Annotated in this window: 31 protein-coding genes; 9 read left to right on the top strand and 22 right to left on the bottom strand. The window is 65.1% G+C overall.

All coding sequences use genetic code 11. The features are described 5' to 3' along the window. Positions 1-12: 12 nt before the first annotated feature. On the bottom strand, positions 13-159 hold the full coding sequence (gene pufB, locus CFB24_RS15150) for a light-harvesting antenna LH1, beta subunit (RefSeq protein WP_088521475.1): 147 nt from the start codon (positions 157-159) through the stop codon (positions 13-15). 410 nt (positions 160-569) lie between these two features. On the opposite strand from pufB, the gene CFB24_RS15155 reads away from it, so the two are divergent. From CFB24_RS15155 to CFB24_RS15175, 5 genes are all read left to right on the top strand, one after another. Continuing rightward, positions 570-1445, top strand: a complete 876-nt coding sequence (locus CFB24_RS15155; RefSeq protein ID WP_088521476.1) for a manganese catalase family protein — start codon at positions 570-572, stop codon at positions 1443-1445. Between the two features lie 32 nt (positions 1446-1477). Continuing rightward, the gene (locus CFB24_RS15160) at positions 1478-1969 is read left to right on the top strand and encodes a ferritin-like domain-containing protein (protein ID WP_088521477.1); all 492 of its coding nucleotides are present in this window, start codon (positions 1478-1480) and stop codon (positions 1967-1969) included. A 61-nt stretch (positions 1970-2030) separates the two neighbouring features. Then, a complete protein-coding gene (locus CFB24_RS15165; RefSeq protein WP_088521478.1) occupies positions 2031-3305 on the top strand; it encodes a flavin monoamine oxidase family protein in 1275 nt (424 codons plus the stop codon). A gap of 23 nt (positions 3306-3328) precedes the next feature. Next, positions 3329-3559, top strand: coding sequence for a DUF3072 domain-containing protein (locus CFB24_RS15170; RefSeq protein WP_088521479.1), 231 nt, complete (start codon positions 3329-3331; stop codon positions 3557-3559). Between the two features lie 266 nt (positions 3560-3825). Continuing rightward, complete coding sequence (locus CFB24_RS15175; RefSeq protein ID WP_088521480.1) at positions 3826-4245, top strand: c-type cytochrome; 420 nt, start codon at positions 3826-3828, stop codon at positions 4243-4245. Positions 4246-4298: 53 nt separating this feature from the next. Here CFB24_RS15175 and CFB24_RS15180 read toward each other — a convergent pair whose 3' ends face one another. Further along, complete coding sequence (locus CFB24_RS15180) at positions 4299-5573, bottom strand: glycosyltransferase (RefSeq protein WP_088521481.1); 1275 nt, start codon at positions 5571-5573, stop codon at positions 4299-4301. Positions 5574-5669: 96 nt separating this feature from the next. Between CFB24_RS15180 and CFB24_RS15185 the strand changes: the two genes are divergently transcribed. The 3 genes from CFB24_RS15185 to queD all read left to right on the top strand — a co-directional run bounded on the left by CFB24_RS15185 (position 5670) and on the right by queD (position 7248). Then, positions 5670-6068 carry a dihydroneopterin aldolase gene (locus CFB24_RS15185; protein ID WP_088521482.1) on the top strand — a complete coding sequence of 133 codons (399 nt, stop codon included), beginning with the start codon at positions 5670-5672 and terminating at the stop codon, positions 6066-6068. Continuing rightward, entirely contained in the window at positions 6065-6817 is a 753-nt protein-coding gene (locus tag CFB24_RS15190; protein WP_158255224.1) for an SDR family NAD(P)-dependent oxidoreductase, read from the top strand. The genes CFB24_RS15185 and CFB24_RS15190 overlap by 4 nt, the downstream gene beginning before the upstream one ends. 77 nt (positions 6818-6894) lie before the next feature. Continuing rightward, on the top strand, positions 6895-7248 hold the full coding sequence (gene queD, locus CFB24_RS15195) for a 6-carboxytetrahydropterin synthase QueD (protein ID WP_088521539.1): 354 nt from the start codon (positions 6895-6897) through the stop codon (positions 7246-7248). Positions 7249-7309: 61 nt separating this feature from the next. Here queD and CFB24_RS22610 read toward each other — a convergent pair whose 3' ends face one another. The 4 genes from CFB24_RS22610 to CFB24_RS15210 all read right to left on the bottom strand — a co-directional run bounded on the left by CFB24_RS22610 (position 7310) and on the right by CFB24_RS15210 (position 10992). Further along, entirely contained in the window at positions 7310-7813 is a 504-nt protein-coding gene (locus tag CFB24_RS22610) for a hypothetical protein (RefSeq protein ID WP_141098459.1), read from the bottom strand. 82 nt (positions 7814-7895) lie between these two features. Further along, a complete protein-coding gene (locus tag CFB24_RS15200; RefSeq protein ID WP_088521484.1) occupies positions 7896-8849 on the bottom strand; it encodes an Hsp33 family molecular chaperone in 954 nt (317 codons plus the stop codon). Beyond that, positions 8846-9802, bottom strand: coding sequence for an ornithine carbamoyltransferase (gene argF, locus CFB24_RS15205; protein WP_088521485.1), 957 nt, complete (start codon positions 9800-9802; stop codon positions 8846-8848). Before argF ends, CFB24_RS15200 begins: the two co-directional genes overlap by 4 nt. Further along, positions 9799-10992, bottom strand: coding sequence for an aspartate aminotransferase family protein (locus CFB24_RS15210; protein ID WP_088521540.1), 1194 nt, complete (start codon positions 10990-10992; stop codon positions 9799-9801). Before CFB24_RS15210 ends, argF begins: the two co-directional genes overlap by 4 nt. 378 nt (positions 10993-11370) lie before the next feature. Here CFB24_RS15210 and CFB24_RS15215 point away from each other — a divergent pair, with 378 nt between their 5' ends. After that, on the top strand, positions 11371-11889 hold the full coding sequence (locus tag CFB24_RS15215) for a GcrA family cell cycle regulator (RefSeq protein WP_088521486.1): 519 nt from the start codon (positions 11371-11373) through the stop codon (positions 11887-11889). Positions 11890-12025: 136 nt separating this feature from the next. On the opposite strand, the gene nusG is transcribed toward CFB24_RS15215, so the two are convergent. From nusG to CFB24_RS15295, 16 genes are all read right to left on the bottom strand, one after another. Then, entirely contained in the window at positions 12026-12556 is a 531-nt protein-coding gene (gene nusG, locus CFB24_RS15220; protein ID WP_088521487.1) for a transcription termination/antitermination protein NusG, read from the bottom strand. 97 nt (positions 12557-12653) lie between these two features. Next, positions 12654-12845, bottom strand: a complete 192-nt coding sequence (gene secE, locus CFB24_RS15225) for a preprotein translocase subunit SecE (protein WP_088521488.1) — start codon at positions 12843-12845, stop codon at positions 12654-12656. Positions 12846-12983: 138 nt separating this feature from the next. Then, positions 12984-13757, bottom strand: a complete 774-nt coding sequence (locus CFB24_RS15230; protein WP_244593204.1) for a TerC family protein — start codon at positions 13755-13757, stop codon at positions 12984-12986. A 124-nt stretch (positions 13758-13881) separates the two neighbouring features. Then, positions 13882-15222 (bottom strand): sensor histidine kinase, encoded by a 1341-nt coding sequence (locus CFB24_RS15235; protein ID WP_088521489.1) that lies wholly within the window; start codon positions 15220-15222, stop codon positions 13882-13884. Then, positions 15219-16691 carry a sigma-54-dependent transcriptional regulator gene (locus CFB24_RS15240; protein ID WP_088521542.1) on the bottom strand — a complete coding sequence of 491 codons (1473 nt, stop codon included), beginning with the start codon at positions 16689-16691 and terminating at the stop codon, positions 15219-15221. The genes CFB24_RS15235 and CFB24_RS15240 overlap by 4 nt, the downstream gene beginning before the upstream one ends. A 20-nt stretch (positions 16692-16711) precedes the next feature. Next, positions 16712-17761, bottom strand: a complete 1050-nt coding sequence (gene hypE, locus CFB24_RS15245; protein ID WP_088521490.1) for a hydrogenase expression/formation protein HypE — start codon at positions 17759-17761, stop codon at positions 16712-16714. Further along, complete coding sequence (gene hypD / locus CFB24_RS15250; RefSeq protein ID WP_088521491.1) at positions 17758-18894, bottom strand: hydrogenase formation protein HypD; 1137 nt, start codon at positions 18892-18894, stop codon at positions 17758-17760. The genes hypE and hypD overlap by 4 nt, the downstream gene beginning before the upstream one ends. Further along, positions 18891-19118, bottom strand: coding sequence for a HypC/HybG/HupF family hydrogenase formation chaperone (locus CFB24_RS15255; protein ID WP_088521492.1), 228 nt, complete (start codon positions 19116-19118; stop codon positions 18891-18893). The genes hypD and CFB24_RS15255 overlap by 4 nt, the downstream gene beginning before the upstream one ends. Next, a complete protein-coding gene (hypF, locus tag CFB24_RS15260) occupies positions 19091-21358 on the bottom strand; it encodes a carbamoyltransferase HypF (protein WP_088521543.1) in 2268 nt (755 codons plus the stop codon). Before hypF ends, CFB24_RS15255 begins: the two co-directional genes overlap by 28 nt. Then, the gene (gene hypB / locus CFB24_RS15265; RefSeq protein ID WP_088521493.1) at positions 21358-22269 is read right to left on the bottom strand and encodes a hydrogenase nickel incorporation protein HypB; all 912 of its coding nucleotides are present in this window, start codon (positions 22267-22269) and stop codon (positions 21358-21360) included. Before hypB ends, hypF begins: the two co-directional genes overlap by 1 nt. After that, positions 22269-22610 carry a hydrogenase maturation nickel metallochaperone HypA gene (hypA, locus tag CFB24_RS15270; protein WP_088521494.1) on the bottom strand — a complete coding sequence of 114 codons (342 nt, stop codon included), beginning with the start codon at positions 22608-22610 and terminating at the stop codon, positions 22269-22271. Before hypA ends, hypB begins: the two co-directional genes overlap by 1 nt. Then, positions 22603-23562: a nickel-dependent hydrogenase large subunit gene (locus CFB24_RS15275; RefSeq protein WP_088521495.1), complete on the bottom strand. Its 960-nt coding sequence runs from the start codon at positions 23560-23562 to the stop codon at positions 22603-22605. Before CFB24_RS15275 ends, hypA begins: the two co-directional genes overlap by 8 nt. Continuing rightward, positions 23559-24077 carry a [NiFe]-hydrogenase assembly chaperone HybE gene (gene hybE, locus CFB24_RS15280; protein ID WP_088521496.1) on the bottom strand — a complete coding sequence of 173 codons (519 nt, stop codon included), beginning with the start codon at positions 24075-24077 and terminating at the stop codon, positions 23559-23561. Before hybE ends, CFB24_RS15275 begins: the two co-directional genes overlap by 4 nt. Continuing rightward, positions 24070-24231 carry a rubredoxin gene (locus tag CFB24_RS15285; protein WP_088521544.1) on the bottom strand — a complete coding sequence of 54 codons (162 nt, stop codon included), beginning with the start codon at positions 24229-24231 and terminating at the stop codon, positions 24070-24072. Before CFB24_RS15285 ends, hybE begins: the two co-directional genes overlap by 8 nt. A 59-nt stretch (positions 24232-24290) precedes the next feature. Then, complete coding sequence (locus CFB24_RS15290) at positions 24291-25139, bottom strand: hydrogenase expression/formation protein (protein WP_088521497.1); 849 nt, start codon at positions 25137-25139, stop codon at positions 24291-24293. A gap of 72 nt (positions 25140-25211) precedes the next feature. Beyond that, positions 25212-25640 carry a thioredoxin domain-containing protein gene (locus CFB24_RS15295; protein ID WP_088521498.1) on the bottom strand — a complete coding sequence of 143 codons (429 nt, stop codon included), beginning with the start codon at positions 25638-25640 and terminating at the stop codon, positions 25212-25214. Positions 25641-25889: the final 249 nt, after the last annotated feature.

The following is a 25889-nucleotide window of genomic DNA, read 5'->3' on the forward strand; positions in this document are numbered from 1 at the left end:
GTCAGGAGCTCCTTAGTGCAGCCAGGGGGAGAAAGCGAACGCGAGAACGTGCGCGAAGATCGCGATCACGAAGAACACGCGGGTGCCGTCGATAACGTACTTGTGAAGCTCTTCAGCTTCGGCTGCGGTCAAGCCGGTCAGCCCCTTTACATCAGCCATGTCAACCTCTCAAATTTTTCGCCACGCTTTTTTTCGTGCTAAACCGCACGTTGATCACCGGTGGCGCGGTGGCGCAACTTGTGCGAAACTGAGCTTCGCCGTCGCAGCGCAGGTGTCACTATAGATTGCCGCTTTGTAATGTCAAATTCACTTGACATGGAAACGCATTTCTGAACGACACGTGATTTCCGTAGCCGAAACAACATTTTAAATGGTGAACGCCGGCGCAGATCGCGTCGCGCGCGGCGAAAATTGCGGCAATTACGGAGAAAAATAGTACGGGGCCTCTATGAGACCTGAGCGCCCCATTCGCGCCGGACGCAACCTAAAGCTTTGTTCAAATTTATGTATTTTCGGAACGCCGCGCCGCGCCGCCCGTTGTCGACCCAGGGCACGCATGCGGAGGCTTCATGTTCATTCACAACAAGAAACTGCAATACACGGTCAGGGTCGCCCGACCGAATCCCGTCCTCGCGAGTTTCATGCTGGAGCAGTTCGGCGGCCCGCAGGGCGAGCTGGCCGCGGCCATGCGCTATTTCACCCAGGCGCTCGGGGAGGTCGATCCCGGCCGCAAGGACATGCTGATGGACATCGCCACCGAGGAGCTCAGCCATCTTGAGATCATCGGCAGCATCGTGGCCATGCTCAACAAGGGCTCCAAGGGCAAGTTGGCAGAAGGCGCGGACGAACAGGCCGACCTTTACCGCTCGCTGTCGCAAGGCTGTTCGGTGCAGACCGAAGCCCTGCTCTACGGCGGCGGCCCGTCGCTGACCAATTCCTCCGGCGTGCCGTGGACGGCGGCCTATATCGACTCCATCGGCGATCCCAGCGCCGATCTGCGCTCGAACATCGCCGCCGAAAGCCGCGCCAAGATCGTCTATGAGCGGCTGATCAACGTCACCGACGACGCCGACGTGAAGGACGCCCTGACCTTCCTGATGACCCGCGAGATCGCGCATCAGAAGAGTTTTGAGAAGGCGCTCTACGCCATCCACGACAATTTCCCGCCCGGAAAACTCCAGGGCAAGCCGGAATTCGCCAATCTCTACGTTCACGCCTCGCATGGCGAGGGCGAGACTCTCGGCCCCTGGAACAGCGGCGCCGACTGGCGCCGGCTCGACGATGTCGAAAGCGCCCTGCCGCTCAATGGCGGCGACGGTCAGGCGGAGGTGAAGCTCAGTTCGGACGAGAACCGGTTCATCGAAGCCCTCGTCTTGCGCACGCGCTCCGACCCGGACTCGCAACCGACCACCGGGGCCGATCTGGGCTCCGAGGGACGCCACTGATTTCCCCCTCGTTTCAACCTTGGAGATATCCGATGCCGCAGGAAGCTTTGAAGAACTTGTTCGTCGCGGGTCTCAGCAACGCCCACGCCATGGAATCGCAGGCCGAGCAATTGCTCAAGCGCCAGATTGAGCGGCTCGACGAATTTCCGGATCTTAAGGCGCGCCTCCAGACGCATCTCGACGAGACCTACCGGCAGCAGCAGCGAATCGACGCCATTCTGGAATCGCTCGGCGAATCCGCCTCCACCTTGAAGGACACGGCCATGTCGCTGTTCGGCAATTTGGCGGCGGCGGCGCATATCCCGGCGGATGACGAAGTGTTGAAGAACTCCTTCGCCAGCTTCGCTTTCGAAAATTATGAGACGGCGGCCTACAAGTCGCTGATCGCCATAGCCGAAAGCGCCGGCGTTCCCAGCGCCATCGGCCCGCTGCGCCAGTCGTGCGAGGAAGAGGAAGCCATGGCGTCCTGGCTGTCGAGCCAGCTCGATTCCGTCACGCGCCGCTTCATCCAGAAGGCGGCGTGACCGGTCGCTTCACCCGACAGACGCCCGGCGGCGCCCGCCCGCGCCGCCGGGCTTTTTGCGCATGAACGACCCTTTCGATCTGGTCATCGTCGGCGCCGGCGCGGCCGGAGTGGGCGCCGCGCGCCTGCTGGCCGGCGAGAACCTTTCCGTTGTGACGCTGGAGGCCGCGCCGCGCGTCGGCGGGCGCATGGCGACGGTCGAGATCGGCGGGCTGACGCTCGATTTCGGCGCGGAATGGCTGCATTCGGCGCTGCGCAACCCGTGGACGCGGCTGGGCGAAGATGTCGGTTTCGCGCTCGACCGGCGCCGCGCTAACTGGCGGATGCAATATAAAAACCTCGGTTTCTCGCCGGAGGAGCAGGAAGCGGCGGGGGCGGCCTATCAGGCGTGGAGCGACGCGCTCGCCGCGGCGCCCGACGATTGCGCCGCGAAAACCTTGCCGCCCCAGGGCGCGTGGAACGCCTATGTCCGTGCCCTCGCCGGCTATGTCAGCGGCGCCGAGCTGGAAGACCTGTCGGCGCGTGATTACGCGATTTATGACGCCGCCGCCGGCGCGGAAAACTGGCGCGTTCCGCACGGATTCGGCGCGCTGGCCGCAGCCGCATGGCCGCAGCGAATTCCCTTGCGCCTCGCCACGCCGGCGAACGCGTTGAGGCTGACCGCGACCGGCGTGGCGCTCGACACACGCGGGGGCGAGGTCAAGGCCCGCGCCGCGCTCGTCACCGTTTCGACCGCCGTGCTGGCCGGCGACGCCATCGACTGGCCGCGCGAACTCTCTCCCTGGCGCGAAGCCGCCGCCGCTTTGCCGCTCGGGCGCAACGAAAAGCTGTTCTTCGAGATTGGGAACGCCGCCGCGCCCTTCGAGGACGACACGCATCTGATCGGCGACCCGCGCGATTCCGCCAGCGCCTCGTTCGACATCAAACCGTGGGGACGCCCGATGATCGAATGTTTTCTCGGCGGCGCCGGCGCTCAGGCCGTGGCGCGCGAAGGCCCCGCCTGCGCCTTCGCCGCGGCGGAGGACGCCCTCGCCCGCCTGTTCGGCGCAAATATTCGCCGCGCGCTGCGTCCGCTGGCCGCGACGCATTGGGGCCGCGACCCGCGCATCGGCGGCGCCTACAGCGCCGCCCTGCCCGGCCGGGCCGACGCGCGGGAAGCGCTGGCGCGCCCGTTCGACGACCGCGTGTTTTTCGCCGGGGAAGCCACGGACCCGCAGGATTTCACCACCGCCCACGGCGCCTACGCCAGCGGCCAGCGCGCGGCGCGGCAGGCGCTCGCCGCGCTCACGCGGCAGGATCCGTCGCGGCAGGATCCGTCGCGGCCGCCCGCGCGTTGAGAGATTCTGCGACAGGATGCCTCATGAGCGACAAAACCAACCCCAAAACCGCGCCCACGCCAAACTCCAACGCCGAGAAGGACCCGGAAGACTGGGTGTCCGGCGACGATCCCATGACGGGGGCGCAGGCCTCCTATTTAAAAACCCTGTCCGAAGAATGCGGCGACCCCAACGCCTTCGATCCCGGCCTGACCAAGGCGGAGGCGTCGAAGCGCATCGACACGCTCAAGGCGGAACGCGAGCGCGGGGCGTGACCGGCGGCGGACCTGCGGTCATTCGTCGCCCCCTCGCCCCAACAGCCGCTTCCGCTAAGGAAATCTGGGCGAAACCAGCGGTTCGACCGTGACCTGCGCAAAAAGGAATAGGACTTATTGAGAGGGGAAAAGGCGCTCGGGCGATGCTTTAATTGCTCAGTGTCATTTCCCGTCGCTTCTTGCCACCCTATTAAAAAAGGCCGATGGGATCACCAAGAGCTTGACGCGAGTCAGGCCAATAAAGGTTCTAGCGGAGCAAACTGGCCATGAACGGCAAATCCCTTGTTCTTTCCGCCGCTCTTCTCTGCGGCTTCAGCTTCGGCGCGCTGGCGCAGGAAGCCGGCGATCCCGCCGCGGGCGAAAAGGTTTTTCGCGTGTGCCGCCAGTGCCATCACATCGGCCGCGGCGCCACCAATTTCTATGGCCCGGTGCTCAACGGCCTGATCGACCGCCCCGCCGGCTCCGTGCCCGGCTACAATTATTCCGAAGCCAACAAGACCTCCGGCAAGGTCTGGAACGTGCCGACCCTGACTTCCTATCTGCGCCAGCCGCAGCATGACGTTCCCAAGACCTACATGACCTTCGCGGGCATCAAGAGCGACAAGGAAATCGCCGACGTGATCGCCTATATCGCCCAATACGACCGTTCCGGCGCCAAGAAGGGCGAGGGGCCGCAGCCGCAATAAACGCATTCATCCGCGCCGCTTTCGCGCCGCCGGGCCTGTGGCTTCGGCGGCGTTTATTTTGGCTGAAGCAGGTTTTCGATCACATCCGCCGCCACGCGCGCGCCATCCTCGCCGCGCACCTGTTCGGCCACCTGTTGCGCCCGCAGCGCATAGTCCGGCTGCTCCAGCAGCGCGCGCAACTCCTCCGTCGCCCGCTCCGGCGTGAACTGCGCCTTCGGCAGCACGCGGGCGACGCCCAGCCGCGCGATGCGGGCGGCGTTGTCGGGCTGATCGACGAAAAACGGCGCGATCAATTGCGGGCGACCCGCGCGCAGCGCCTGGACGCCGGTTCCCGCCCCGCCATGGTGCAGAATGACCGCCGCGCGCGAAAACACGGCGGAATGCGGCGCATAGCCCCACACCAGCAAATCCGGCCCCTTGGGCGCCCGGATGAAGCGGGCGTCATCGCGCCCCGCGATCACCAGGGCGCGGCGCCCGAGCGCGCGCGCGGCGGCGACGCCATGGCGCAACACTTCCGCGCCGCCGAGCGCCGCGAAACTGCCTAAAGTCAGCACCACCGGCGCCGGCCCGTCCTGCAGGAACGCCTCGATCCTCGGGTCGAGCGCCGCGGCGCCGCCGTCATGGAACGTAGCGCCCACCGCGATCGCGCCGGACGGCCCTTGCGTCAGCAAGGGCGAATACAGGCCAAGCACGGCGCGGGCGCCGCCGGCGTCGAGAAACGGAATGGCCCGGCTTCGCGGCAGGCCCAATTCCGCGCGCGCGCGCCGCGCCCGCTTGGTCATCGGCCGGAACGCCGCGCGGAACGTGGCGACCAGAATGCGGTTCCAGACGCGGCCGACCGGCCCCGGCGCGCGGGCGAACGGAGCCGGGCCGAGCCGCTCCGACGTGATCAAGGGCGGGTCGTCGGGCGACATCAGCAGCGACGGCGCCAGCAGCACATGGACATGCGGAATGTCGTGAAGCTCGGCGGCGAGTTGCGCGGCATAGGCGATGTGGTGGCCGACCACCAGATCGGCGCCGGCGACCACCGGCATGAGATCGCGAACATTTTCCGCCAGCAGATCCTGCGCCAGCCTGACGACGAAAAAATCGTCCGACAGAACATTGCGCACGAATTCGCGCGGGCTGACGTTGAGGCGGCGCACCAGCTCCGCCTCATCCGGGCCGATGGCCGCGAAGTCGAGGCCCGCGTTTTCGAACATCGGGCGATAATGGCCGCTGGTGGCGACGACCACATCGAAGCCGCGGCCCTGCAAAGCCTTGCCGAGCGCGATAAACGGATAGATGTCGCCATGCGACCCCAGCGTGGCGAGCACGATTTTTGTCATGAGTCAGTTTAACCTTGGCCGCGGCCGCGCGGCAAGCGCGATGGACAGGTTTGCGCCCCGGGCCTATGACAGGCGCCTCACGGCTAAAGGTGCGCGATGACAGATTTTTTCAACGGAGAGGACCATATCGTCCTGGCGCTCGACGAGGTGAGCGTGAACGTGTCCTGCGGCCTGCATCCGTGGGAGCGCCACCCCGAGCGCCCGACCCGCCTGATCATTTCCGTCCGCCTCTATGCGCCGCTCAGCACCGCGCGCGCCGAGCAGATGAAGATCATCGATTACGACAAGGTGCGCAACCGCATTCTCGCGCTGGAGAAGGACGGCCATATCGATCTGCTGGAGACGGTGGCCGACAAGGTGGTTGACGCCTGCTTCGGCGACAAGCGCGTCGCCGCCTGCCGGATTTCGGTGCGCAAGCCGGACATTTACAACGAAACGCGCGGCGCCGGCATCGACCTGTTCCGCACCCGCGCCCGCTGGGCGCCCCTGGCTTGACGGCGCCGGCCGCTCTCATCACCGGGGCCTCCAGCCGGCTCGCCGCGCCGCTCGCGCGTTTTTTCGCGGGGCGCGGCTATGCGCTGGTGCTGCACCAGCGCAGCCCCCGCAAAAACGTCGCGGCGCTGGCGGAAGAATTGCGCGGCCAGGGCGCGGCGGTCGAGGTGATGACCTTCGATTTCGTGGCGCGCGAAAACATCGAGGCGTTTTGCGCCCGCATGTCCCAGCCGTTCGGCGTCCCCGAGGCGATCGTCAACAACGCCTCCAATTTCGTTCACGACTTTCCCGGCCGGGGCGACGCCAACCTGCTGACGGAAAGTTTTATGGTCCACATGCTCGCGCCGTTCCAGATTCTGGAGGCGGCCTGCCGCGACAAAAGCCCGGACCAGCGGCTGAACGTGTTCAACATCCTCGACCAAAAACTGTTGAACCTCAATCCGGATTATTATTCCTACACGTTGGGCAAATCCGGCCTGCAAACCCTGACGCAGATGTGGAATCGCGCGGGACGCGCCGACGTGCGCGCGTTCGGCCTGCTGCCGGGCCTGATGTTTCCCTCGGGGCCGCAGAGCGAGGCGCGCTTTGTCGAGGATTCCGCCAAAATCCCCACGGGGCGCGCGCTGCCGCCCCACGAGCTTTGCGCGCTGATCGGTTTTTTGCTCGACCATCCCGACATGCCCGGCGGACTGTTTCCGCTTGACGGCGGCGAGCATCTGCTGGCGCGCAGCCGCGACGTGGCGTTCGAATGAGGCGTCTTCTTTTCGGCCTGTGGCGGGGGAATTCCCTTCCCCTTCAGGCCATCATGTTCTAAATCCCGGCCATGCCGATCACCATCACCCAGGCTTTCACGTTTGAAGCCGCGCACCGCCTGCCCCACGTGCCGGAAACGCATCGCTGCCGCCGGCTGCATGGCCATTCCTATCGCGTCGAACTGACCCTCGGCGGCGAGGTCGATCCGCACACCGGCTTCGTGGTGGATTTTTTCGACGTCGAGGCGGCGTTCGCGCCGGTGCTGGCGACGCTCGATCACCATTTGCTCAACGAGATCGAGGGCCTCGACAATCCCACGGCGGAAAATATCGCGCTGTGGATTTATCGGAAGGTCAGCCCCAACCTGCCGCCGCTCCAGGCGGTCAAGGTGTTCGAGACGCCGATGTGCTGGGCGGAATATCGGGCCTGAGCTGAAGCAGGAACGCGAAATTGCTGGGCGCTTACGTGAAAAGACCTCTGGACAGGCGAAGTTAGCGCCTCAATTTCGCCTGCTCAAATCGATTACGGATGGCGTGAAGAATTTTTTTAGCATCCCCTTCAAGCAAGGTCGGCGAGAAATCTATTGAATCAATGTATCTTGAATAAGAATCAGGATTCTTCAGATGTAATTCTTGTTTGACACCTTGAAGCAACCTTAGACTGAAATATCTCCCCCCTTTACCGTTACTCTCCTCAATAGAGGTAATTTTTTCCCAACAAATAACATCATTGCTCACTTGCCTAACACAAATTCCGAAGTCAGATATTGAGACGACCGGATTTATGTCAAAGTAAAATGAGGCAAGACGCTTGAGTATCAGTATTAATAATAATAGAAAAAATAGAGCCGTTACGCCCATGTAATATCTATCATTCACACCCTTCCATTTTTCGCCAAAAAAATAAAAAAACCCTGGTAAAGTTAATAAGAATATTGCAGCAATAGATAGAAATACAATCTTGGTGCGTGAATACGAGAATTTCTGCGCATCCATCGAACACTCCAGCGCCTTTGAAGGTTATTCCGTTACGATTGCGACACCAAGAAACTCCCGTTAATGAGATCGATTTGACGCGCTAAACCTTGAAATCCTCGGGATCGTAAACCCGTTTCGTCGAGCAGAACTCGCAGGTCACGGTGATCTTGCCGTCGTGGACCATGTCGTCGCGCTCGGCCTGAGTAAAATTGCGCAGCATGTCCTCCACCCGCGCATCCGAGCAACGGCAGGCCTCGCGGACGGCCCGCGTGGCGAAAACTTTGACGCCGCGCTCGTTGAACAGCCGCCAAGCCAGATCGGCGCCGGTCAGGTTGGGGTCGAGCAGTTCGTGGTCCTCGACCGTCGCGGCGAGCAGCCGGGCTTCCGTCCAGGCGTCGTCCTCGACGAATTCCGGCGCGGCATGGCCCTCCGGCGCGTCGCCGGGCGGGAAATCGGCCATGCGCTGACGCTCCGGCGAATGCGGCAGGAATTGCGCCAACAGGCCGCCCGCGCGCCATTGCGTTCCCTGCGGCGTCACCACCTGTCCCACCGCGAGGCGGACGAAGGACGGGATTTGCTCGGACTGGGTGAAATAGCTCAACGCCGCCTGTTGCAGCGATCCGGCCTCGACCGGGGCCAGCCCCTGATAGCGGGCGTTGTCGCCGCCCTGCTCCACCGTGAAGGCGAGATGGCCGTGGCCGAGCAGGTGTTCGCGGTCGCCCGCCTCCAGCGCCGCCAGCTTTTGCGCATTGAACCGCGCGAAGGCGCGCAACCGGTCGGGCGCGTCAAAATCCACCACCAGCAGATCGACCACGCCGTCGGTGCGGGTCTGCAACTGGAAGCGCCCCTCCTCCTTCAGCGTGGTGCCGAGCAGCACGCACAGCGCGCAGGCCTCGCCGAGCAGCCGCGCCACCGGCGCCGGATAGGCGTGGCGCGTCAGGATCGTGTCCAGCGCCGGGCCGAGCCGGGCGATGCGCCCGCGCATGTCCAGCGCCTCCACCGCAAAGGGCAGAACCGTGTCGTCGCGCTGTTCCGTCATGCGCTGTTCCGTCATGCGCCGGCCTTCTCGAAATCGGCCTCCAGGCACCAGGCCAGCACGCCCTTGTGCGCGTGCAGGCGATTTTCGGCCTCGTCGAACACCAGGGATTGCGGTCCGTCCATCACTTCGTCCGTAACTTCCTCGCCGCGATGGGCGGGCAGGCAATGCATGAACACCGCATCCTTGGCGGCGTGACGCATCAGATTGGCGTTGACCTGGTAAGGCGCAAGCAGGGCGTGGCGCAATTTTTCGTCCTTGTCGCCCATCGACACCCAGCAATCCGTCATCACGCAATCGGCGTCCTTCACGGCCTCGTAGGGATCGCGCATCACATTGACCACGCCGCCCTGCCCGCGCGCCCAGGAGATCAGCTCGGGCCGGGGCGCCAGCTCCTCGGGCGTGGCGATGTCCAGCGTGAAGCCGAATTTCGCCGCCGCATGGACCCAGCTGGTCAGCACGTTGCAGGCGTCGCCGACCCAGGCGACGCGCGCGCCGGAAATGTCGCCGCGATGCTCCTCGAAGGTCAGCAGATCGGCCATCACCTGGCAGGGATGGGTCTTCTTGGTCAGGCCGTTGATCACGGGCACGGTGGCGTGGGCGGCGAGATCGGCGAGATGCTCATGGCTGAGAATGCGGATCATGATGGCGTCGACGAAACGCGACAGCACCCGCGCCGTATCGGCCATGGTCTCGCCGCGGCCGAGCTGCATTTCCGCGCCGGTGAGCATGATGGTCTCGCCGCCCAACTCGCGCATGCCGACGTCGAACGAGACGCGGGTGCGGGTCGAGGGCTTGTCGAAGATCATCGCCAGGGTGCGGCCTTCGAGCGGGCGGCATGCGGCGCGGCGCCCCTTGACGCGGCGGGCCTTGATGGCGCGCGCGAGGTCGAGGATGGACCGCAATTCGGCGCGCGAGAAATCCGCAAGATCGAGAAAGCGCCGCGGCGCGGGAGAAATCGAGATGTTCATACCTTTTCCGGCTCCTTGGCCGCCTTCATCGCCGCGCAGGCCTCGGCGAGCCTGTCCACGCCGATCTTGATTTCCTCGTCGCCGACGATCAGCGGCGGCAGGATGCGCACGACATGGTCGGCCGCCGGGATCACGATCAATCGCGCCGCCCGGGCTGCGGCCGCGAAATCCGCCGGCGCGACCGTGAGCTGAAGCCCCTGCATCAGGCCTTCGCCGCGGATCTCCGTGACAATGTCGGGATAAGCGGCGGCGAGGCCCGCCAGCTGCTGGCGCAGCGCCAGCCCCTTGCGCCCGACCTCTTCGAGAAATCCATCCGCCAGCATCACGTCGAGCACGGCGTTGCCGCAGGCCATGGCCAAGGGATTGCCGCCATAGGTGGTGCCATGCGTGCCGACGGTCATGCCCTTGGCCGCCTCCTCGGTCGCCAGCACGGCGCCGAGCGGGAAGCCGCCGCCAATGCCCTTGGCCGAGGCCATGATATCAGGCGCGACGCCATAATGCTCATAGGCGAACAATTTGCCGGTGCGGCCCATGCCGGACTGCACTTCGTCGAAGCACAGCATCAGTTTGTGATGATCGCACAGGGCGCGCAGGCCGCGCACGAAATCGCGCTCGCCGACGCGGATGCCGCCCTCGCCCTGGATCGGCTCGACCAATATGGCGCCGGTCTCCGGGCCGATCGCCTTCTCCACCGCCGCGAGATCGCCGAACGGAACCTGATCGAAGCCGGGCGTCCGCTCGCCGAAGCCGTCGAGATATTTGCGATTGCCGCCGGCGGCGATGGTCGCCAGCGTGCGGCCATGAAAGGCGCCTTCAAAGGTGATCATATGGAAACGCGCGGGATGGCCGTTGGCGGCGTTCCACTTGCGCGCCATCTTGATGGTCAGCTCGAGCGCCTCGGCGCCGGAATTGGTGAAAAAGACCCGGTCCGCGAAGGTCGCCTGACACAGACGCCGCGCCAGCCGCTCGCCCTCGGGCGCCTGAAACAGGTTCGAGGTGTGCCAGAGCTTACGGGCCTGCTGGGTCAGCGCCTCGACCAGATGCGGGTGGTTATAGCCAAGGCAGGCCACAGCGATGCCGCCGCCAAAATCCAGATATTTTTCACCCTCGGTCGAAACCAGCCAGGCGCCTTCGCCGCGCTCGAAAGCGAGATCGTAACGCGCATAAGTTGGCAAAAGAGCAGAGGTCATGTCGAACTCCAACCGGCGCCGGCAAGCAGAGATTGCGCCGCCCGAAAACGAAAGAGCCGTCCCCCCCGGGACGGCATCCACATAACGCAATCTTAGGAAATCCACGCACCTTGGTCAAATGCGGATCGTCGGGGCCATTTGTGTCCTATCTGCAATGGGCTGGGGAAAACCTTACTGAGGCATTAACGACTCTTGCGCCCGATTCCACGCGTGTTGTAGATTCTTTCCTGTCGACTACGACATTTTGTGCGGCGCGCGTTGATCGGCGTCGTCTCGTCAGTCCCGTTGCCAAGCTTTCACGCTCGCGGCGCTTGTCGCGCCGACGAGGGGTGAGCTTTTGCGCGCGGTGACGCGCGAAGTATATTTGGAGACCGCTTTATGTCCTGGACCGATGAACGTGTCGAGCTGCTCAAGAAAATGTGGCTCGACGGTTTGAGCGCCAGCCAGATCGCCAACGAACTGGGTCATGGCGTCAGCCGCAACGCGGTGATCGGCAAGGTGCATCGTTTGGGCCTGTCGGGCCGCGCCAAGACCCCGGCCGCCGCTGCGGCGCCGGCCGTCCGCCCCCGCAAGGAGGAGCCGGCGCGCCCGGTCGCCGCGCCGATGACCCATGGCGCGCTGGCGCTGGCGATGGACGTCGCCCCGGCTCCGGCGCCGGCCCCGCGCGTGGCGGTGGACGATGTCGTCATTCCGATTTCGGAGCGCGTGACCATCATGGATCTGCGCGAAGCCATGTGCCGCTGGCCCCTGGGCGATCCCACCAATTCCGATTTCCGCTATTGCGGGGCGAAAATGCAGATCGGCTCCGGCCCCTATTGCCTCGCCCACGCCCGCATCGCCTACCAGCCGGCGCAGGATCGCCGGCGCGATCGAGAAAAACGCGTGGCCATGCGCTGACATTCAGGGCGCCCCTCGGGGCGCCCTTTTTGTTTGCGGCGCCGCGAAGGGTCTCGGCGCCAAAAGCAAAACCGCCCTCCCCCTCGCGGGGGAAGGCGGCTGCAAAAGCGACGCTTCGGCGGACGAAGCGTAAAATTCAGAGCTTGTCGACCTGGCCGTATTCGAGTTCGACCGGCGTGGCGCGGCCGAAGATCGACACCGCCACCTTGACGCGCGAACGGCTCTCGTCGACTTCCTCGACCAAACCTTCGAACGAAGCGAACGGGCCGTCGTTGACGCGCACTTTCTCGCCGACCTCGAAGCTGACGGAGGTTTTGGGGCGATCGACGCCCTCGGCCACTTGCCCCTTGATCCGCTCCGCCTCATGTTCGGGAATGGGGAACGGCTTGTTGTCCTGGCCGAGAAAGCCGGTGACCTTGGCGGTGTTCTTGATCAGATGGAACACTTCGTCGGTCAGGTCGCATTTCACCAGCACATAGCCGGGGAAGAATTTGCGCTCGGCGTTGAATTTCCGGCCGCGGCGCACCTCGACCACCTGTTCGGTCGGGACGAGGATTTCGTCGAATTTGTCGCCCAGTCCGCGCTGGGCCGCGCCTTCGCGGATCGACTCGGCGACCTTCTTTTCGAAGTTGGAATAGGCGTGGACGATATACCAGCGCTTGGTCATGAATTTGCCCTGTAGGAACCCTGGCGTTTTTCACGCGGCACGCAGCCGTGCGGCGGAAACGCAGCGAATGGAAGCTTCAGGCGCGAGCGGCGACCGCTCAGCCGCCGAAGCTGAGAATGAAACGGACGCCGAGCCGGATGACCTGATCGACCGAGAGGAAGAAGATCGAGGCCAGCACCACCATCAGCGCGACCATGCCGGTGGTGATCATGGTTTCCTTGCGCGTGGGCCAAGTCACCTTGGCGGCTTCGGCGCGGACTTCCTGCAGGAAATTGAACGGGTTGGCCATGAGTGTTCCGGCTTTGTCGAATCGGGACGCCCTCCCCGCGAAGGACCGGGCGGCCACGGCTAAAAAAGTGGGCGCGGAACCTTTCGGTCGCGCGCCTCACAGCTCTTTATATCGAATGCGGCCCGGATCGCCAAGAGTTTATTTGAATTTGTCCGGGCTGTCCGGCCGCGGCGGCGGCTTCAGTCGGGCCGCCTTGCGGCGGGCGCGGCCGGCGAACTGGTTAAGCCCCTCCACCAGAACCGAAAAGCCGATGGCCGCATAGATGAAGCCCTTGGGCACATGATAGCCGAAAGACTCGGTGAGCAGGCTCATGCCGATCAGCAGCAAAAAACTCAAAGCCAGCATTTTCACGCTGGGATTTTCGCCAATGAACCGGCTGAGCGGCGCCGCCGCCACCATCATCAGCAGGATGGCGATGACCACGGCCGCCACCATGATGACGAGATGGTCGGCCATGCCGATCGCCGTCAGCACGCTGTCGAGCGAAAACACGATGTCGAGCAGCGCGATCTGGACGATCGCCTTGAAAAACCCGCGCGCCTGCGGCGCGGCGGGCGCCGCGGGGTCGTCGGGAGCGATCTCCTCGTGAATCTCCTGCGTGCCCTTGTAGAGCAGGAACAGGCCGCCGAGAGCGAGCACGAGGTCTCGGCCGGTGAATTGATGACCCATCGCCGTGAACAGCGGAACGGAGAGATGCGCCAGCATGAACATGCTCGATAGCAGCGCCAGCCGGAAGAAAATGGCGAGCGCCAGCCCGAGCCGCGCCGCTTTGGCGCGTTGCGGCGCCGGCAGGCCCTGGGTCGAGAGCGCGACGAAAACGAGATTGTCCACGCCGAGCACGATTTCCATGGCGGAAAGGCTCAGCAGGCTGATCCAGCCGCCGATCGTGGTGAAAGGTTCGAGAAATTCCACGTGAAGTCCTTGGGCGTGCGGAGGCCGCAATCTAAAGCATTTTCAAGCGAAGTGGATACCGGTTCGCGTGAAGAAAATGCGTAAAAACCAGAATCTGGAGCGCAATGCGCAGCGGCCGCAAAATTCATCCTCCGACCGGCAGCCGCAGCGTGAACACGGCGCCGCCCTCCGGCCGGTTGGCGGCGGATATCGCCCCGCCATGCTCGCGCGCGATGGAATAGGAAATCCACAAGCCCAGCCCGGTGCCCTCGCCCACCGTCTTGGTGGTGAAGAACGGTTCGAACATCTTGTCGAACGCCGCTTCGGAAATGCCGTGGCCATTGTCCTCGACCACGATCTCCACCTCGCCGCGCGCCATGCCGGCCCGCACCGCGACGCGCGCGTCGGGCCGCCCGCGCGTGGCGTGCAGGGCGTTGTCGATCAGATTGACCACGATCTGATGGATCTGGCCCTCGTCGCCCCACAGCGTCAGGCCCGGCGCGACGTCGATGGCGATGCGCGCCGGATGTTTCTTCGACCGCGCCGCCCATTGCGCCGCCACCGCCACAATGCGCGCGACGTCGATCTTCTGCGCCTCATGCGCGCGATTGAACGACAGCCGGCGCAGGTTCTTGACGATCTCGCTGATGCGCTGCGCGCCCTCCAGCGTGCCGTCGATCAGCGGCTTGAGATCGGCCAGAAGGACGTCAATGCGGCGCCGGGCGCGCAGCGCCGCGCCCTCCTCCGTCTCCAGTTCCTGCGCCTCGTCGAAATAGGCGAGCAGCGTCTTGCTGTAGCGTTCGAGCACATGCACATTGCCATAGACGAAGCTGATGGGATTGTTCAGCTCATGCGCGACGCCCGCCACCAGACGGCCGAGGCTCGCCATTTTCTCCTGCTCGATCAGCTTTTTCTGCGCCTGTTGCAGATCGAGATGCGCCGCATGCAGCGCCTGATAGGCCCGGCGCAATTCGCCGATGCGCCGCCCCGTGAGCACCGCGCCGACGCAGCGGCCGGAGGCGTCGAACCGGCTGGAGAAATTGATCGCCATCACATCCGACGGCCCCTCGGCGGTGGCGAAGCGCAATTCGCAATCGCCGGCGCGGCCGCCGCGCAGAAAGCCGCGCGCCGCCTCGCGATCCTGTTGCGCCAGCAGATCGAGCAACGGCGAGCCGATAAGCTCGGCCTCGGCGCGCCCGAGCAGACGCACGAAGGCCGGATTGGCCTGGATGATGTTTCCCTCCGCGTCGCACACCGCCAGAATATCCGAGACGGAGGCGATCACGCTGGAGATAAAACTCTGCGCCTCCTCCAGCTCGGCGTTTTTCGCTTCGAGATCGGTCTCGTAGCGCAAGAGATCCGAATAGACCTCGTCCACCCGCTTGACGACGTCGCGCCAGACGGATTCCTGGCCGTCCGACATGTCGCCGTCCTCGCCCGCCCCCGCCAGAGCGAGAATGTTTTCGGGGCGCGGCCGGCTGGTCATTGTTCGTAGCCGTCACAGGCCCGGCCGAGCGGCGCGGCCGGGTTTACATCCTTGCGCAGGTCGTAGCGGTCGATTTTCGCGCGCAGCCCCACGCGCGACAAGCCCAGCCGTTCCGCGGCATGGCTGATGTTGCCGGCGCACTCGAGCAGCGTCCGGGCGATGGCGCCGCGCTCCAGCGCCTCGACCTGATCCTTCAGCGTGGCGGGCGCGGGCGCGCCGCGCGGCGCCGGCGCGGCGCCCGCCATGCGCGCCGAAAGCAGATGCGGGCCGAGCGGCGCGTCGGCGTCCGACATCACCACCATGCGCTGGATCTCATTGTGCAATTCGCGCACGTTGCCGGGCCAGCCATAGGCACGCAGCCGCCGCAGCGTCTCCGGCGCGAAGCCTGGAACCTTGCGCCGGAACGCCCGGTTGACCTCGGCCAATATGCTTTCGGCGATCAGCGGAATGTCGCCGCGCCGCTCCGTCAGCGCCGGCAGATGCATCGGGAAGGCGTTGAGGCGGTAGAACAAATCGCGCCGAAAGCGGCCCTGCTCGACATCGCTTTCGAGATCGCGGTTGGTGGCGGAAATCACGCGCACGTCGATTTTCCGCGAGCGCGTGGCGCCGAGCGGGCGAATCTCGCGCTCCTGCAACACGCGCAACAGCTTGACCTGAAAGGCGGGCGAAGTCTCACCGATTTCGTCGAGAAAAATCGTGCCGCCATCGGCCAGTTCGAACAGGCCGATGCGATCCTGATAGGCGCCGGTGTACGCGCCCTTCTTGCAGCCGAACAGCTCGCTCTCCAGCAACTCGTCCGGCAGCGCGCCGCAGTTTTCCACCACGAACGGCTTGTCGCCGCGCGCCGAGCCGAAGTGAATGGCGCGCGCCAGCAGTTCCTTGCCGGCACCGGAGGCCCCGGTGATCAGCACGGAAATATCGTAGCCCGCCGCCTTGCGCGCCAGGGCCAGCGTCTCGACCATCGGTCCGGCGGGGTCGTGGACGATGCGCTCGAATTCGAACAGCTTGCGCTGCTCGCGCCGCCGCTCCGACAACACGCGATTGAGCGTGCCATGCGAGGGCTTCAACTCCTGGCCGACGCCGCCCGGCTCCTTCTGCAAGTGATAGAGCCGCACGGCGTCGCGCACGGTTTGCAGCAGTTTCTCGGGGTCCCACGGCTTGGTGATGTACTGGTAGATGCCGGCCTCGTTGACGCCGGCGATGATGTCCTCGGATTCCGAAAAACCGGAAATGATCATGCGCACGGGATCGGGCCAGGTCTCGCGCACGTGGCGCAGGAAATCCACGCCGGAGACTCCGGGCATGCGCTGGTCGCACACAATGGCCTGCACGAGATCGCCGGCGAGCACCGCCTCGGCCTCATGCGCATTGCTCGCCAGCAGCACGTCGAACTCCTCCGAGAGCACGCGCTTGAGCGATTCCTGCGAGCGCAATTCGTCGTCAATAATGAGAACGGCGCCGGACGTCATGTCTTCCTCGAAAGGCTTGATCAACATATTCTGGGCAATTGCTCGCCCGACAACCAGTCGACGATGCGGCCGCCGCCAAACGCGGTGCGCATCTGCACGAAATGATGCGGGTCTTCGACGCAGGCGCCGATGATCGCGGACTCCTTGCCAAGCGGATGCGCGCGCATCACGCGCAGCAAATCCTGCGCCGCCTCCGGCGCGACGAACGCCAGCAGCTTGCCTTCATTGGCGACGTTGAGCGGATCGAGGCCGAGGAACTCGCAGGCCGCCGCCACTTCCGCCTTGACCGGCAGCGCGTCCTCCTCGATGCGCAGGCCGATCTTCGACTGGTGCGCGATCTCGTTGAGGGTGGCGGCGATTCCGCCGCGGGTGGGATCGCGCAACAATTTCAGGTGCGGGCCGCAGGCCGCGACCATGTCGGCGACGAGACCGTTGAGCGCGGCGGAATCCGACAGAATCTGCGTCTCGAACGCCAAGTTCTCGCGGCTCGACATGATGGCGACGCCATGGTCGCCGATCGTGCCGGACACCAGGATCACGTCGCCGGGCCGCGCCTTGTCGCCGGACAGGTCCAGGCCATCGGGAACCACGCCGATGCCGGCGGTGGAGATGAACACGCCGTCGGCCTTGCCGCGCTCGACCACCTTGGTGTCGCCGGTGACGATTTTCACGCCGGCCTCGCGCGCCGCCGCGCCCATGCTTTGCGCGATTGTTTGCAAATCGGCGAGCGGAAATCCTTCCTCCAGAATGAAGCTGGCGGACAGATGCAGCGGGCGGGCGCCGGCCATGGCGAGATCGTTGACCGTGCCATGCACGGCGAGCGAACCGATATCGCCGCCGGGGAAAAACAGCGGCGACACGACATAGCCGTCGGTGGTCATGGCGAGGCGCCCGGGCGGGACCGAAAACACCGCCTGATCGTTGCCCTGGGCGAGCAGATCGTTGGCGAAATTCTCCGCGAAAATTTCGCCGATCAATTGCGCCATGGCGCGGCCGCCGGCGCCATGCGAGAGATCGACGTGACCGTTCCTGATATCGAGTTTTCTGGCGCGAAGGCGCGGGGCGTTCATGAGGCCTTCCTGTTCTGAGAGTCGCGGAAGCGGCCATAGGTCCAATGCGCCGCGCAGGAGCCTTCCGACGACACCATGCACGAACCCATCGGCGTCTCCGGCGTGCAGACCGTGCCGAACAATTTGCAATCGGTGGGGCGTTTTTCACCGCGCAAAATAGCGCCGCATTCGCAGGCGGGATTGTCCTGCGCCGCGACGGTGGTGACGTCGAAAATCTTCTCGGCGTCGAACTCGGAATATTCGGCGCGGATTTTCAGCGCGCTGTCGGCGACGGCGCCGAGGCCGCGCCACTCGAACGTGTCGCGGATTTCAAACACCTGCGCCACGGTCTGCTGCGCCTTGCGATTGCCCTCCGGCGTGACCGCGCGAATATATTCGTTCTCCACCATTGCGCGGCCGTCGTTGACCTGCCGCACCAGCATGAGAATGGCTTGGATGACGTCGAGCGGCTCGAAGCCGGCGATCACCACCGGCTTCTTGTAGGTCTCGGCGAAATGACCATAGGGCTTGGTTCCGATCAGCACCGACACATGCGCCGGCCCGACGAAACCGTCGAGCGGCACTTTGCCCGCGCCCTCCGGCGCGCCGACGATGGCCTGGATCGCGGCGGGGGTCAGCACGTGATTGCAAAATACCGAAAAATTCTTCAGGCCGAGTTGCTTCGCCTGCAGGATCGCCAGCGCCGACGGCGGCGTGGTGGTCTCGAAACCGATGCCGAAGAACACCACGCGGCGAGACGGCTCCTCCTGCGCGATGCGCAACGCATCGAGCGTGGAATAGACCATGCGAATGTCGGCGCCCGCCGCCTTGGCCTTGGTGAGGCTCATGGCGTCAGAGCCGGGCACACGCATCAGGTCGGCATAGGTGCACAGCGTGACGCCCGGCTGCTGCGCCAGCTTGATGGCGTCGTTCATGCGGCCGACCGGCAGCACGCAGACCGGGCAGCCCGGACCGTGGATCATGCGCACGTTTTGCGGCAGCAAATCTTCAAGGCCGTAGCGCGCGATGGCGTGGGTGTGGCCGCCGCAGAATTCCATGAAGCGATAGAGATGGTCCGGCCGGACCTCGCGTGCGATGGTCGCGGCGATGCCGCGCGCGAGCTTGCCGTCGCGATATTCGTCCACATACTTCATACGGGCGCTCCCACGCCGGCTTCGGCCAGCAGTTCGAGCGTCCTTTGCGCCTCCTCGGGATCGAGCCGGCTCAGCGCGTAACCGACATGCAGGATGACGTAATCGCCAACCTGGACATCCTCGACCAGCGCCAGCGAAATCGCTTTTTGCACGCCGTCGAGGCTGACCTTCGCCATGTCGCCGTCCAGCAGTTCCGTCACCTGGACGGGGATTGCGAGACACATTTTTTCTCTCCCTCAAGCTCATTCTTTAGCGCCGCTCGCGCCAACGCCGCCTGTCCAAGCGACAGGCCACCGTCATTGGGCGGCAGTTTGCGCGCCAGCAGCGGCGCGTGATTGTTCTCGCGCAAACGCTGCGCGAGACCTTCCGACAGAATCCGGTTCATCATGCAGCCGCCGCCGAGCGCGATTTCTTCGCCGACTTGCGCGAGCGCGCACAAAGCTTCCGCGAGGCCCGCGATCAGCGTCCCATGCAGCAATTCGGCGCCCTTGCGCGGGTCAGGGCGCGCGTCGATCAGATGCGCCAGCAGCGGCGTGAAATCGAGTTTTTGGTCGCGCCAGACATAGCCGCCGGGAAGCGCCTTCGGCTCACGAACCAAAGCCTCCAGCCGCATCGCCGCCTGCCCTTCAAATTCCTGTTTTTGCGGGAAGCCGAGCAATGCAGCGGCGGCGTCGAACAGGCGCCCGAGACTACTGGTTTGCGGATGCCTGGCGCCGAGCATTTTGGCGACCTGCGCCGCCTGCGGGACGGCGCTGAAAAAGCCCGCGGCTTCATCGAGCCGGCCCAGCGCCGCGAAGGCCGCAAGCCCCATTCGCCATGGCTCGCGCGCGGCGCGGTCGCCGCCCCAGAGCGGCAGCGGCGCCAACGCGCCCTCTCGCAAAAAACCGCCGCGACCGTCGAGGCGCAGGACCTCGCCGCCCCAAATGGCGCCGTCGTCGCCAAGACCGGTTCCGTCGAGCGCGGCGCCAAAAATTTCGGTCTCGCCATGCTCGGCGGCGATGGCGGCTACATGGGCGGCGTGATGCTGGAGACGCAACACGGGGAGGCCGAAATTTTCGGCGAAGCGGGTCGAGAGATAGTCGGGGTGAAGGTCGCAGGCGACGACTTCCGGTTGGACGTCGAGCAGACGCAACAGATGCGCCGCGCTCTCCTCGTAAAAGCGAAAGGTCTCGGCGTCCGAGAGGTCGCCGATGTGCTGGCAGACGAAGGCTTCGCGCCCTCGCGTCAACGTGAGCGTCGCCTTCAAATGACCGCCGCAGGCCAGCACGCACGGGCCATCGCCGCCGAGGTCGATCGGTTCGGGAACAAAGCCGCGCGCGCGGCGCAGAAACGCGGGGGCGCCATCCACGATCTGCATCACGCTGTCGTCGGCGCGCACGACAATGTCGCGGTCGTGCGTGACGATCAGGTCGGCGATTTTTTCCAGCTTGCGCCGCGCCTCGTCATTGCCGGTGACGAGCGGTTCGCCGCCGGGATTGGCCGAGGTCGCCACCAGAGCGAAATCGCAAGGCGCGTCGCGCTCGGCGCCGGCTGCATGGAACAGCAGATGGTGGACCGGCGCATAAGCCAGCATCACGCCAATGCGGCTCATGCCGGGCGCCAAAACCTCGGGCAGGTTCTTGCGCGATTCGACCAGCACGACCGGATGCGCGGGCGCGCGCAACAACGCTGCTTCCTCGGGCGTCGGCGCGCCAAACAGCGCGAGTGAGGCTTCGTTGGCCAGCATGAGCGCGAACGGCTTGGCTTCGCGACCCTTGCGGCGACGCAATTCCGCGACCGTTTCCGCGTTGTGCGCGTCGCAGAGCAAGTGAAAGCCGCCGATCCCTTTGAGCGCGACAATTGCGCCCGCGCGCAACGCCGCAACGATTTCTTGCGGCGCATGCGTCAGGCGCGGTCCGCAGGTTGGGCAGGCGATGGGTTCGGCGTGGAAGCGACGATTGGTCGGATCGGCGTAATCCTGTGCGCAATCCGCACACATCGGAAAGCGCGCCATCGAGGTCTGCGCGCGATCATACGGCAGCGCGCGGGTCAGCGTGTAGCGCGGGCCGCAATGCGTGCAGTTCACGAAGGGGTAGAGATGAAACCGGCTCGACGGATCGAACAGGTCGTCGAGGCATTTTTCGCAAGTTGCGGCGTCGGCGGGAATGCGGGTCTGCGCCTTGCCCCGCCGCGTGGTTTCTATTTGAAAACCAGCATCGCCGCGCGGCGCGATCTCCTCGCATTCGCAACTGTCGAGGCGCGCCAAAGGCGGCAGTTCCGCCCGCAGCGCGCTGACGAAATCCCGGGTGAAACCTTCGACTTCGATCAGCACGCCTTCGGCGTCGTTGCGCACGAAGCCGGACAGGTGAAACCGCAGCGCCAGCCCGTGCACGAAGGGCCGCATGCCCACGCCCTGAACCGCGCCGCGCAGGCGCAGACGCAGGCGCGTCGCCGTCTCCTTTGCTGGGACGACGGCGGCGCGCATCATCCCTTCCTTGCCAGCGCCGCGCGCGCTTCAATCCAGGCGTAGAAGCTCGACAACCCCTCCCCCGTTCGCGCTGATACCACCAGGGTTTGCAGGCGCGGATTGACGCGCAGCGCATGGGCGAGGCAGGCGCCGACGTCGAAATCGAGATGCGGCAGCAAATCCGACTTGTTGAGGATCATCAGATCGGCGGCGGCGAACATGTCGGGATATTTCGCCGGCTTGTCCTCGCCCTCGGTGGTGGACAGCAGCACCACCTTATGCGCCTCGCCGAGATCGAAGGCGGCGGGGCAAACGAGATTGCCGACATTCTCGATGAACAGAAGCGAATTGTCTGCGACGTCGAGGTTTTCCAGCGCATGGCCGACCATGTGGGCGTCGAGATGGCATCCCTTGCCGGTGTTGACCTGCAGCGCCTTGGCGCCGGTGGCGCGGATGCGCTCGGCGTCGTTGGAGGTCTGCTGGTCGCCCTCGATCACGGCGATGGAAAACTTGTCCTTGAGGTCGGCGATGGTCCGCACCAGCAGCGAAGTTTTGCCGGAGCCGGGGCTCGACACGAAATTCAACGCCAGCACGCCTTTTTGCGCAAACGCCACGCGGTTGGCGTTGGCGTAGGAATTGTTCTTGCCCAAAATGTCGCGTTCGATCTGGACGATGCGATCCTGGCTCAGGCCGGGGACATGCACGCCCGCGAGTCCCGCGCCGTAGTCGTGGCTGTGGGTGTGATCGTGGTCGTGATGATGATGGCCCTGATCATGATCGTGATCATGGCTGTGGCCGTGCGCGTGATCGTGATCATGCGTGTGCTCATGCCCGCCATGCTCATGCGCATGGCCGTGGGAATGGCTGTGCTTGTGCTCGTGTTTTTCGCCTTCGACGCTGGCCGTTCCGCATCCGCAAACCGTGCACATCACTCCACCTCCAGTTCCTTCACGCGCATCTCGTCGCCCGAGGTCATCTGCACGTGATATTGACCACATTCGGGGCATTGGCCGAAGCGTTCGCCCAGCGCCACCGTCTTTGCGCAATCGAGGCACCAGCCCGCGCCCCGCGTCCGCACGATTTCCAGTTTGGCGCCCTCGGCCAACGTGCCGCGCGCGACCACGTCGAAGCAGAACAGCATCGCCTCCGGCTCGACGCCCGAGAGTGCGCCAATCTCCAGCCACACGGTTTTCACCTTGGCGAAACCCTGCTTGCGGCCTTCCTCGACCAGAATCTCCACCACGCCCTCGGTGAGCGACATTTCATGCATGCGGCAATTCCAGAATTTCAGCCTCGGCCTTGATGCAGGGATCGAACGCGAAGGCGAGGCGCTCGACGCGGCGCTTGGCGTCGGCGCCCGCGCCAATGCGCGCCCCGGCGATCAGGCGCGCGAACGGGCCGTCCGGATGAAAATTCCATTCCGTCGGGGCGACCATGCGATAGTCGGAAATGCGCCCGGACGCGTCGAGCTTGCAGGCGTGATAGAGGCGGCCCCGCGCCGAATCCACCGCCGCATAGCCGGCGCCGCGCGACACCAAATCCGGAGCCGCGCCGCCGTCGCACAGGTTTGTCATCGCCGCGACGGTGTCGAGCATTTCGGCCCGGCGCGCCGTCACGCGCGCGGCGAGTCCGCCATGCGCCAGACCGCGCCGCGCCGCGATTCCGGTTTCGACGCGTCGGCCCGGCAGCGCCGGCGCGCGGCAGAAAGTCCGGTCGGACCAAAGCGCGTCGATCACCAAAACATCGTCGTCCGGCGTCAGAAAATCGGCGCGGCGCGGGGAGAGCCGCATCGCGTCGTCATCCTCCGCCGCCTCCGCGTGCTGGCGCGCGAAAAACGGCGCGAGGCGCGCGAGGGCGTCGCGCAGCGCCGCCGCGTCCGGAGCGCGCCGCAGCAGCGACAGGGCGTCGCGCAGCGTCGCGATGTCGTCGGGCGCCGGCGCCGCGCCCGGCCAGTCGAGCAGACTGGCGCGCAAAAGTTCTGTGAGTTTTTCGCACAGGAGCGCGAGGGTCTCGTTGGGCTGGGACGGCAAGCCGGTCGCGGCGCGCGTCGCGATGGATTGCGCGCTCGGGCAGAGCGAGAACAATCGGCTGGCCAGAACCGCCGCCTCCTCGGGCGTGCGGCCGATGAAAACCGCGCTGGGATCGACGCGCGGCGAGTCGATTTCGACGGCGACGGCCAAGCCGTCTCGCGCATGAACTTTTATGCGCAGCGCGCCGCTCATCCGCGCCGCCCCAATCGGAAAAAGGAGCGACGGTCCATCGCCACCTTTTCCTGACTGGCGGGCGCCGGTTCGGGCGGAGGCGGCGGCGCGGGCGTTGCGGCCTGGGGCGGCTTCATCAGCGCGTCCATCGCCGCTTCCGCCGTCGCCAGCGCCGCCGCGTGATCGACGAAATCCTGCATCGGCGAGAACAGCGAGGCGAACAGCAGCCGGTCGAAACCGTCGAGGTCGGTGGCGAGAAAATCCACGTATCCCGCCGGCAGCGCCAAAGTGCGGGTGGCGCCTGGCTGCGTCTCGACTTTTGGCGCGCCCGCGCGCGGGGCCGCGCAAATGTTCATGAACCACGGCGTCAGCACGATGCCGAGATGGAAATCGCCGTAGGGGCGAAATCCGACGCAGGCCACCGACAAAGCGGGGTTGCAGATCGGCATGTCCTTCATGCAGCGATCGTAAAGCTCACGGAAATGCTCTTCGAGCCACGCCGCCAGTTCCAACGAGGCCGGGTCAGTCTCAGTCATGTTTGTCGAGCCGCAGGAAACGCGATTGCGCCGCGTCGCAATTGGGGCAGCGCCAATCCTCCGGCAAGGCCGAAAACGGCGTGCTCGGCGCGATCTGCCAGACCGGATCGCCCTCGGCGGGATCGTAGACATGCCAGCACACGCCACATTCCATCTTGGCGTCGTCGTCGCCGGTGGGCTTGCCGAATTGCTCGAAAGACGAGTCTGTCGCGCTCACGAAAAATACGCCTCCTCGATCTCGCGCAGCCGCTCGGCGCTGTCGACAAAATCCTCGTCGGCGGCGCAGGCGGCCGCCGGCGGCGCGCCGATTTCCAGCGTATCCAGCACGATCTCGTCGGAGGCGTTGAAATATTGCACCGACCAGACATGCCTGGCGCCGGTCGAGTGGACGCGGCAGGCGCCATAGCCTTTGGAGATCAGCTTGACCGAGCCGGGTCCGAGCGTCTGCTGCAGAAAGCTCATGTCCACCGGATTCATCGGCAGCAGCGAGAAGGTGACGGTGTGGGTCTCGTCGCCCTCCTTCCACGCGTCCGAACGCGCGGCGATTTCCTGCAGCAGCGGCATCACGTTCATCGCGCCTTCGGGCGGCGCGGAGATGGTCAGCGGCCGGCAATTGGCGAGCGCCGCGCGACGGGCGATTTCCGGCAGCGCCGAGACTTCGAGATAATCCGCGAACAATTTGCCCGCGCCATCGGTGAAGCGCACGCGCCACAGGCCGGCCATGCTGGCCTCCTGCACTTGCGCCGTCACGCCGTCGGGCGTCGCCGCGAGCCCGCCGACCTCGCCTTCGCCGATGGCTTCGGAGAGCAGGCGCTTTTCGTCGTCGGAAAATTCGGTCAGGTCGAACAGCTGGCCTGGCGCCGACGCCTTCTGGCTTTCCAGCGCGGCGACGATTTTCGGCAGCATGTCGCGCACGCGCGGGCAGGCTTTGGCCAGCGCCTCGCCCTCGCCGGTGGCGAGCAGGGAAATGCGGCGGGCCTGCGGCGCGTCGTCCACGCCGATCGGCAACAGCGTCATGGCTTCGTCGGCGCCTTCGGGCGCAACCCAGAATCCTGCTTTCATCTTAATGTCCCCATGGCGTGTTCGGGCGAAGCGGCGCGCGCCTCGCGGGAGCGATCGGCTGCAAACGGCAAACTAGCGCACGAAAGCGAATTCGGTTTTCGGACCCTGCGCCGCGACCAGAACCGGCGCGTCGGGCGAAAGCGCGGCGGCGATCTTTTCGCGATAATCCGCCCAGTCGAGGATTTTCGGCAGCACGGCGACCGGCTGGCCGCCGCGGGTCACGACGACGGAGGGGAAAACGAACACCTGAAAGCGGGATTTCAATTTGGCTTCGGCTTCGGGCGCGACCAGCGCGCCCTGCACATGACCGGCGAACGCCTTCAGCAATTCGGGAAACAGCACGGCGACATCCGACGTCTCCGGGCGGGGCGCCCCGACGCCCGAAAAGAACAGCAGCGCGTGAGGGCGCGCGGCGCCTGCGAAGAACGCGTCGATGCTCGCGTCATCGACGACAGGCACGCCGTGACGCTCGACAAGCGCCTGCAGCAGCGGATGATCCATGCGTGTTTCCTCTGTTTTACTCGGCGTCCGCGAGCCGCTTGCGCGGCGGTTCTTTGCGTCGTCGGACGAGAGCCTTGGAAGCGAAGCTTACAGAAACAGAAACATTCTTTCCAGTCGAAATGGCATGCGGAGATGAATTATTTTTGATCCAGATCAACATGGCGTCGCGAAAGACCCGAAGTCGACGCGTCGTTAATGCGCGCGGAGCGAAGCAATCCCGGACTGTTGCAAGCGGCGAATGATGCACGC

Origin of the sequence: Rhodoblastus acidophilus (genome assembly GCF_900187365.1) — a bacterium.
Taxonomy (GTDB): domain Bacteria; phylum Pseudomonadota; class Alphaproteobacteria; order Rhizobiales; family Beijerinckiaceae; genus Rhodoblastus; species Rhodoblastus acidophilus.

What these genes read in the sequence shown, in the direction of transcription:
- pufB (WP_088521475.1), bottom strand. Translation starts at nt 159, where the DNA reads ATGGCTGATGTAAAGGGGCTGACCGGCTTGACCGCAGCCGAAGCTGAA.
- CFB24_RS15155 (WP_088521476.1), top strand. Translation starts at nt 570, where the DNA reads ATGTTCATTCACAACAAGAAACTGCAATACACGGTCAGGGTCGCCCGA.
- CFB24_RS15160 (WP_088521477.1), top strand. Translation starts at nt 1,478, where the DNA reads ATGCCGCAGGAAGCTTTGAAGAACTTGTTCGTCGCGGGTCTCAGCAAC.
- CFB24_RS15165 (WP_088521478.1), top strand. Translation starts at nt 2,031, where the DNA reads ATGAACGACCCTTTCGATCTGGTCATCGTCGGCGCCGGCGCGGCCGGA.
- CFB24_RS15170 (WP_088521479.1), top strand. Translation starts at nt 3,329, where the DNA reads ATGAGCGACAAAACCAACCCCAAAACCGCGCCCACGCCAAACTCCAAC.
- CFB24_RS15175 (WP_088521480.1), top strand. Translation starts at nt 3,826, where the DNA reads ATGAACGGCAAATCCCTTGTTCTTTCCGCCGCTCTTCTCTGCGGCTTC.
- CFB24_RS15180 (WP_088521481.1), bottom strand. Translation starts at nt 5,573, where the DNA reads ATGACAAAAATCGTGCTCGCCACGCTGGGGTCGCATGGCGACATCTAT.
- CFB24_RS15185 (WP_088521482.1), top strand. Translation starts at nt 5,670, where the DNA reads ATGACAGATTTTTTCAACGGAGAGGACCATATCGTCCTGGCGCTCGAC.
- CFB24_RS22610 (WP_141098459.1), bottom strand. Translation starts at nt 7,813, where the DNA reads ATGGATGCGCAGAAATTCTCGTATTCACGCACCAAGATTGTATTTCTA.
- CFB24_RS15200 (WP_088521484.1), bottom strand. Translation starts at nt 8,849, where the DNA reads ATGACGGAACAGCGCATGACGGAACAGCGCGACGACACGGTTCTGCCC.
- argF (WP_088521485.1), bottom strand. Translation starts at nt 9,802, where the DNA reads ATGAACATCTCGATTTCTCCCGCGCCGCGGCGCTTTCTCGATCTTGCG.
- CFB24_RS15210 (WP_088521540.1), bottom strand. Translation starts at nt 10,992, where the DNA reads ATGACCTCTGCTCTTTTGCCAACTTATGCGCGTTACGATCTCGCTTTC.
- CFB24_RS15215 (WP_088521486.1), top strand. Translation starts at nt 11,371, where the DNA reads ATGTCCTGGACCGATGAACGTGTCGAGCTGCTCAAGAAAATGTGGCTC.
- nusG (WP_088521487.1), bottom strand. Translation starts at nt 12,556, where the DNA reads ATGACCAAGCGCTGGTATATCGTCCACGCCTATTCCAACTTCGAAAAG.
- secE (WP_088521488.1), bottom strand. Translation starts at nt 12,845, where the DNA reads ATGGCCAACCCGTTCAATTTCCTGCAGGAAGTCCGCGCCGAAGCCGCC.
- CFB24_RS15235 (WP_088521489.1), bottom strand. Translation starts at nt 15,222, where the DNA reads ATGACCAGCCGGCCGCGCCCCGAAAACATTCTCGCTCTGGCGGGGGCG.
- CFB24_RS15240 (WP_088521542.1), bottom strand. Translation starts at nt 16,691, where the DNA reads ATGACGTCCGGCGCCGTTCTCATTATTGACGACGAATTGCGCTCGCAG.
- hypE (WP_088521490.1), bottom strand. Translation starts at nt 17,761, where the DNA reads ATGAACGCCCCGCGCCTTCGCGCCAGAAAACTCGATATCAGGAACGGT.
- hypD (WP_088521491.1), bottom strand. Translation starts at nt 18,894, where the DNA reads ATGAAGTATGTGGACGAATATCGCGACGGCAAGCTCGCGCGCGGCATC.
- CFB24_RS15255 (WP_088521492.1), bottom strand. Translation starts at nt 19,118, where the DNA reads ATGTGTCTCGCAATCCCCGTCCAGGTGACGGAACTGCTGGACGGCGAC.
- hypF (WP_088521543.1), bottom strand. Translation starts at nt 21,358, where the DNA reads ATGCGCGCCGCCGTCGTCCCAGCAAAGGAGACGGCGACGCGCCTGCGT.
- hypB (WP_088521493.1), bottom strand. Translation starts at nt 22,269, where the DNA reads ATGTGCACGGTTTGCGGATGCGGAACGGCCAGCGTCGAAGGCGAAAAA.
- hypA (WP_088521494.1), bottom strand. Translation starts at nt 22,610, where the DNA reads ATGCATGAAATGTCGCTCACCGAGGGCGTGGTGGAGATTCTGGTCGAG.
- CFB24_RS15275 (WP_088521495.1), bottom strand. Translation starts at nt 23,562, where the DNA reads ATGAGCGGCGCGCTGCGCATAAAAGTTCATGCGCGAGACGGCTTGGCC.
- hybE (WP_088521496.1), bottom strand. Translation starts at nt 24,077, where the DNA reads ATGACTGAGACTGACCCGGCCTCGTTGGAACTGGCGGCGTGGCTCGAA.
- CFB24_RS15285 (WP_088521544.1), bottom strand. Translation starts at nt 24,231, where the DNA reads ATGGAATGTGGCGTGTGCTGGCATGTCTACGATCCCGCCGAGGGCGAT.
- CFB24_RS15290 (WP_088521497.1), bottom strand. Translation starts at nt 25,139, where the DNA reads ATGAAAGCAGGATTCTGGGTTGCGCCCGAAGGCGCCGACGAAGCCATG.
- CFB24_RS15295 (WP_088521498.1), bottom strand. Translation starts at nt 25,640, where the DNA reads ATGGATCATCCGCTGCTGCAGGCGCTTGTCGAGCGTCACGGCGTGCCT.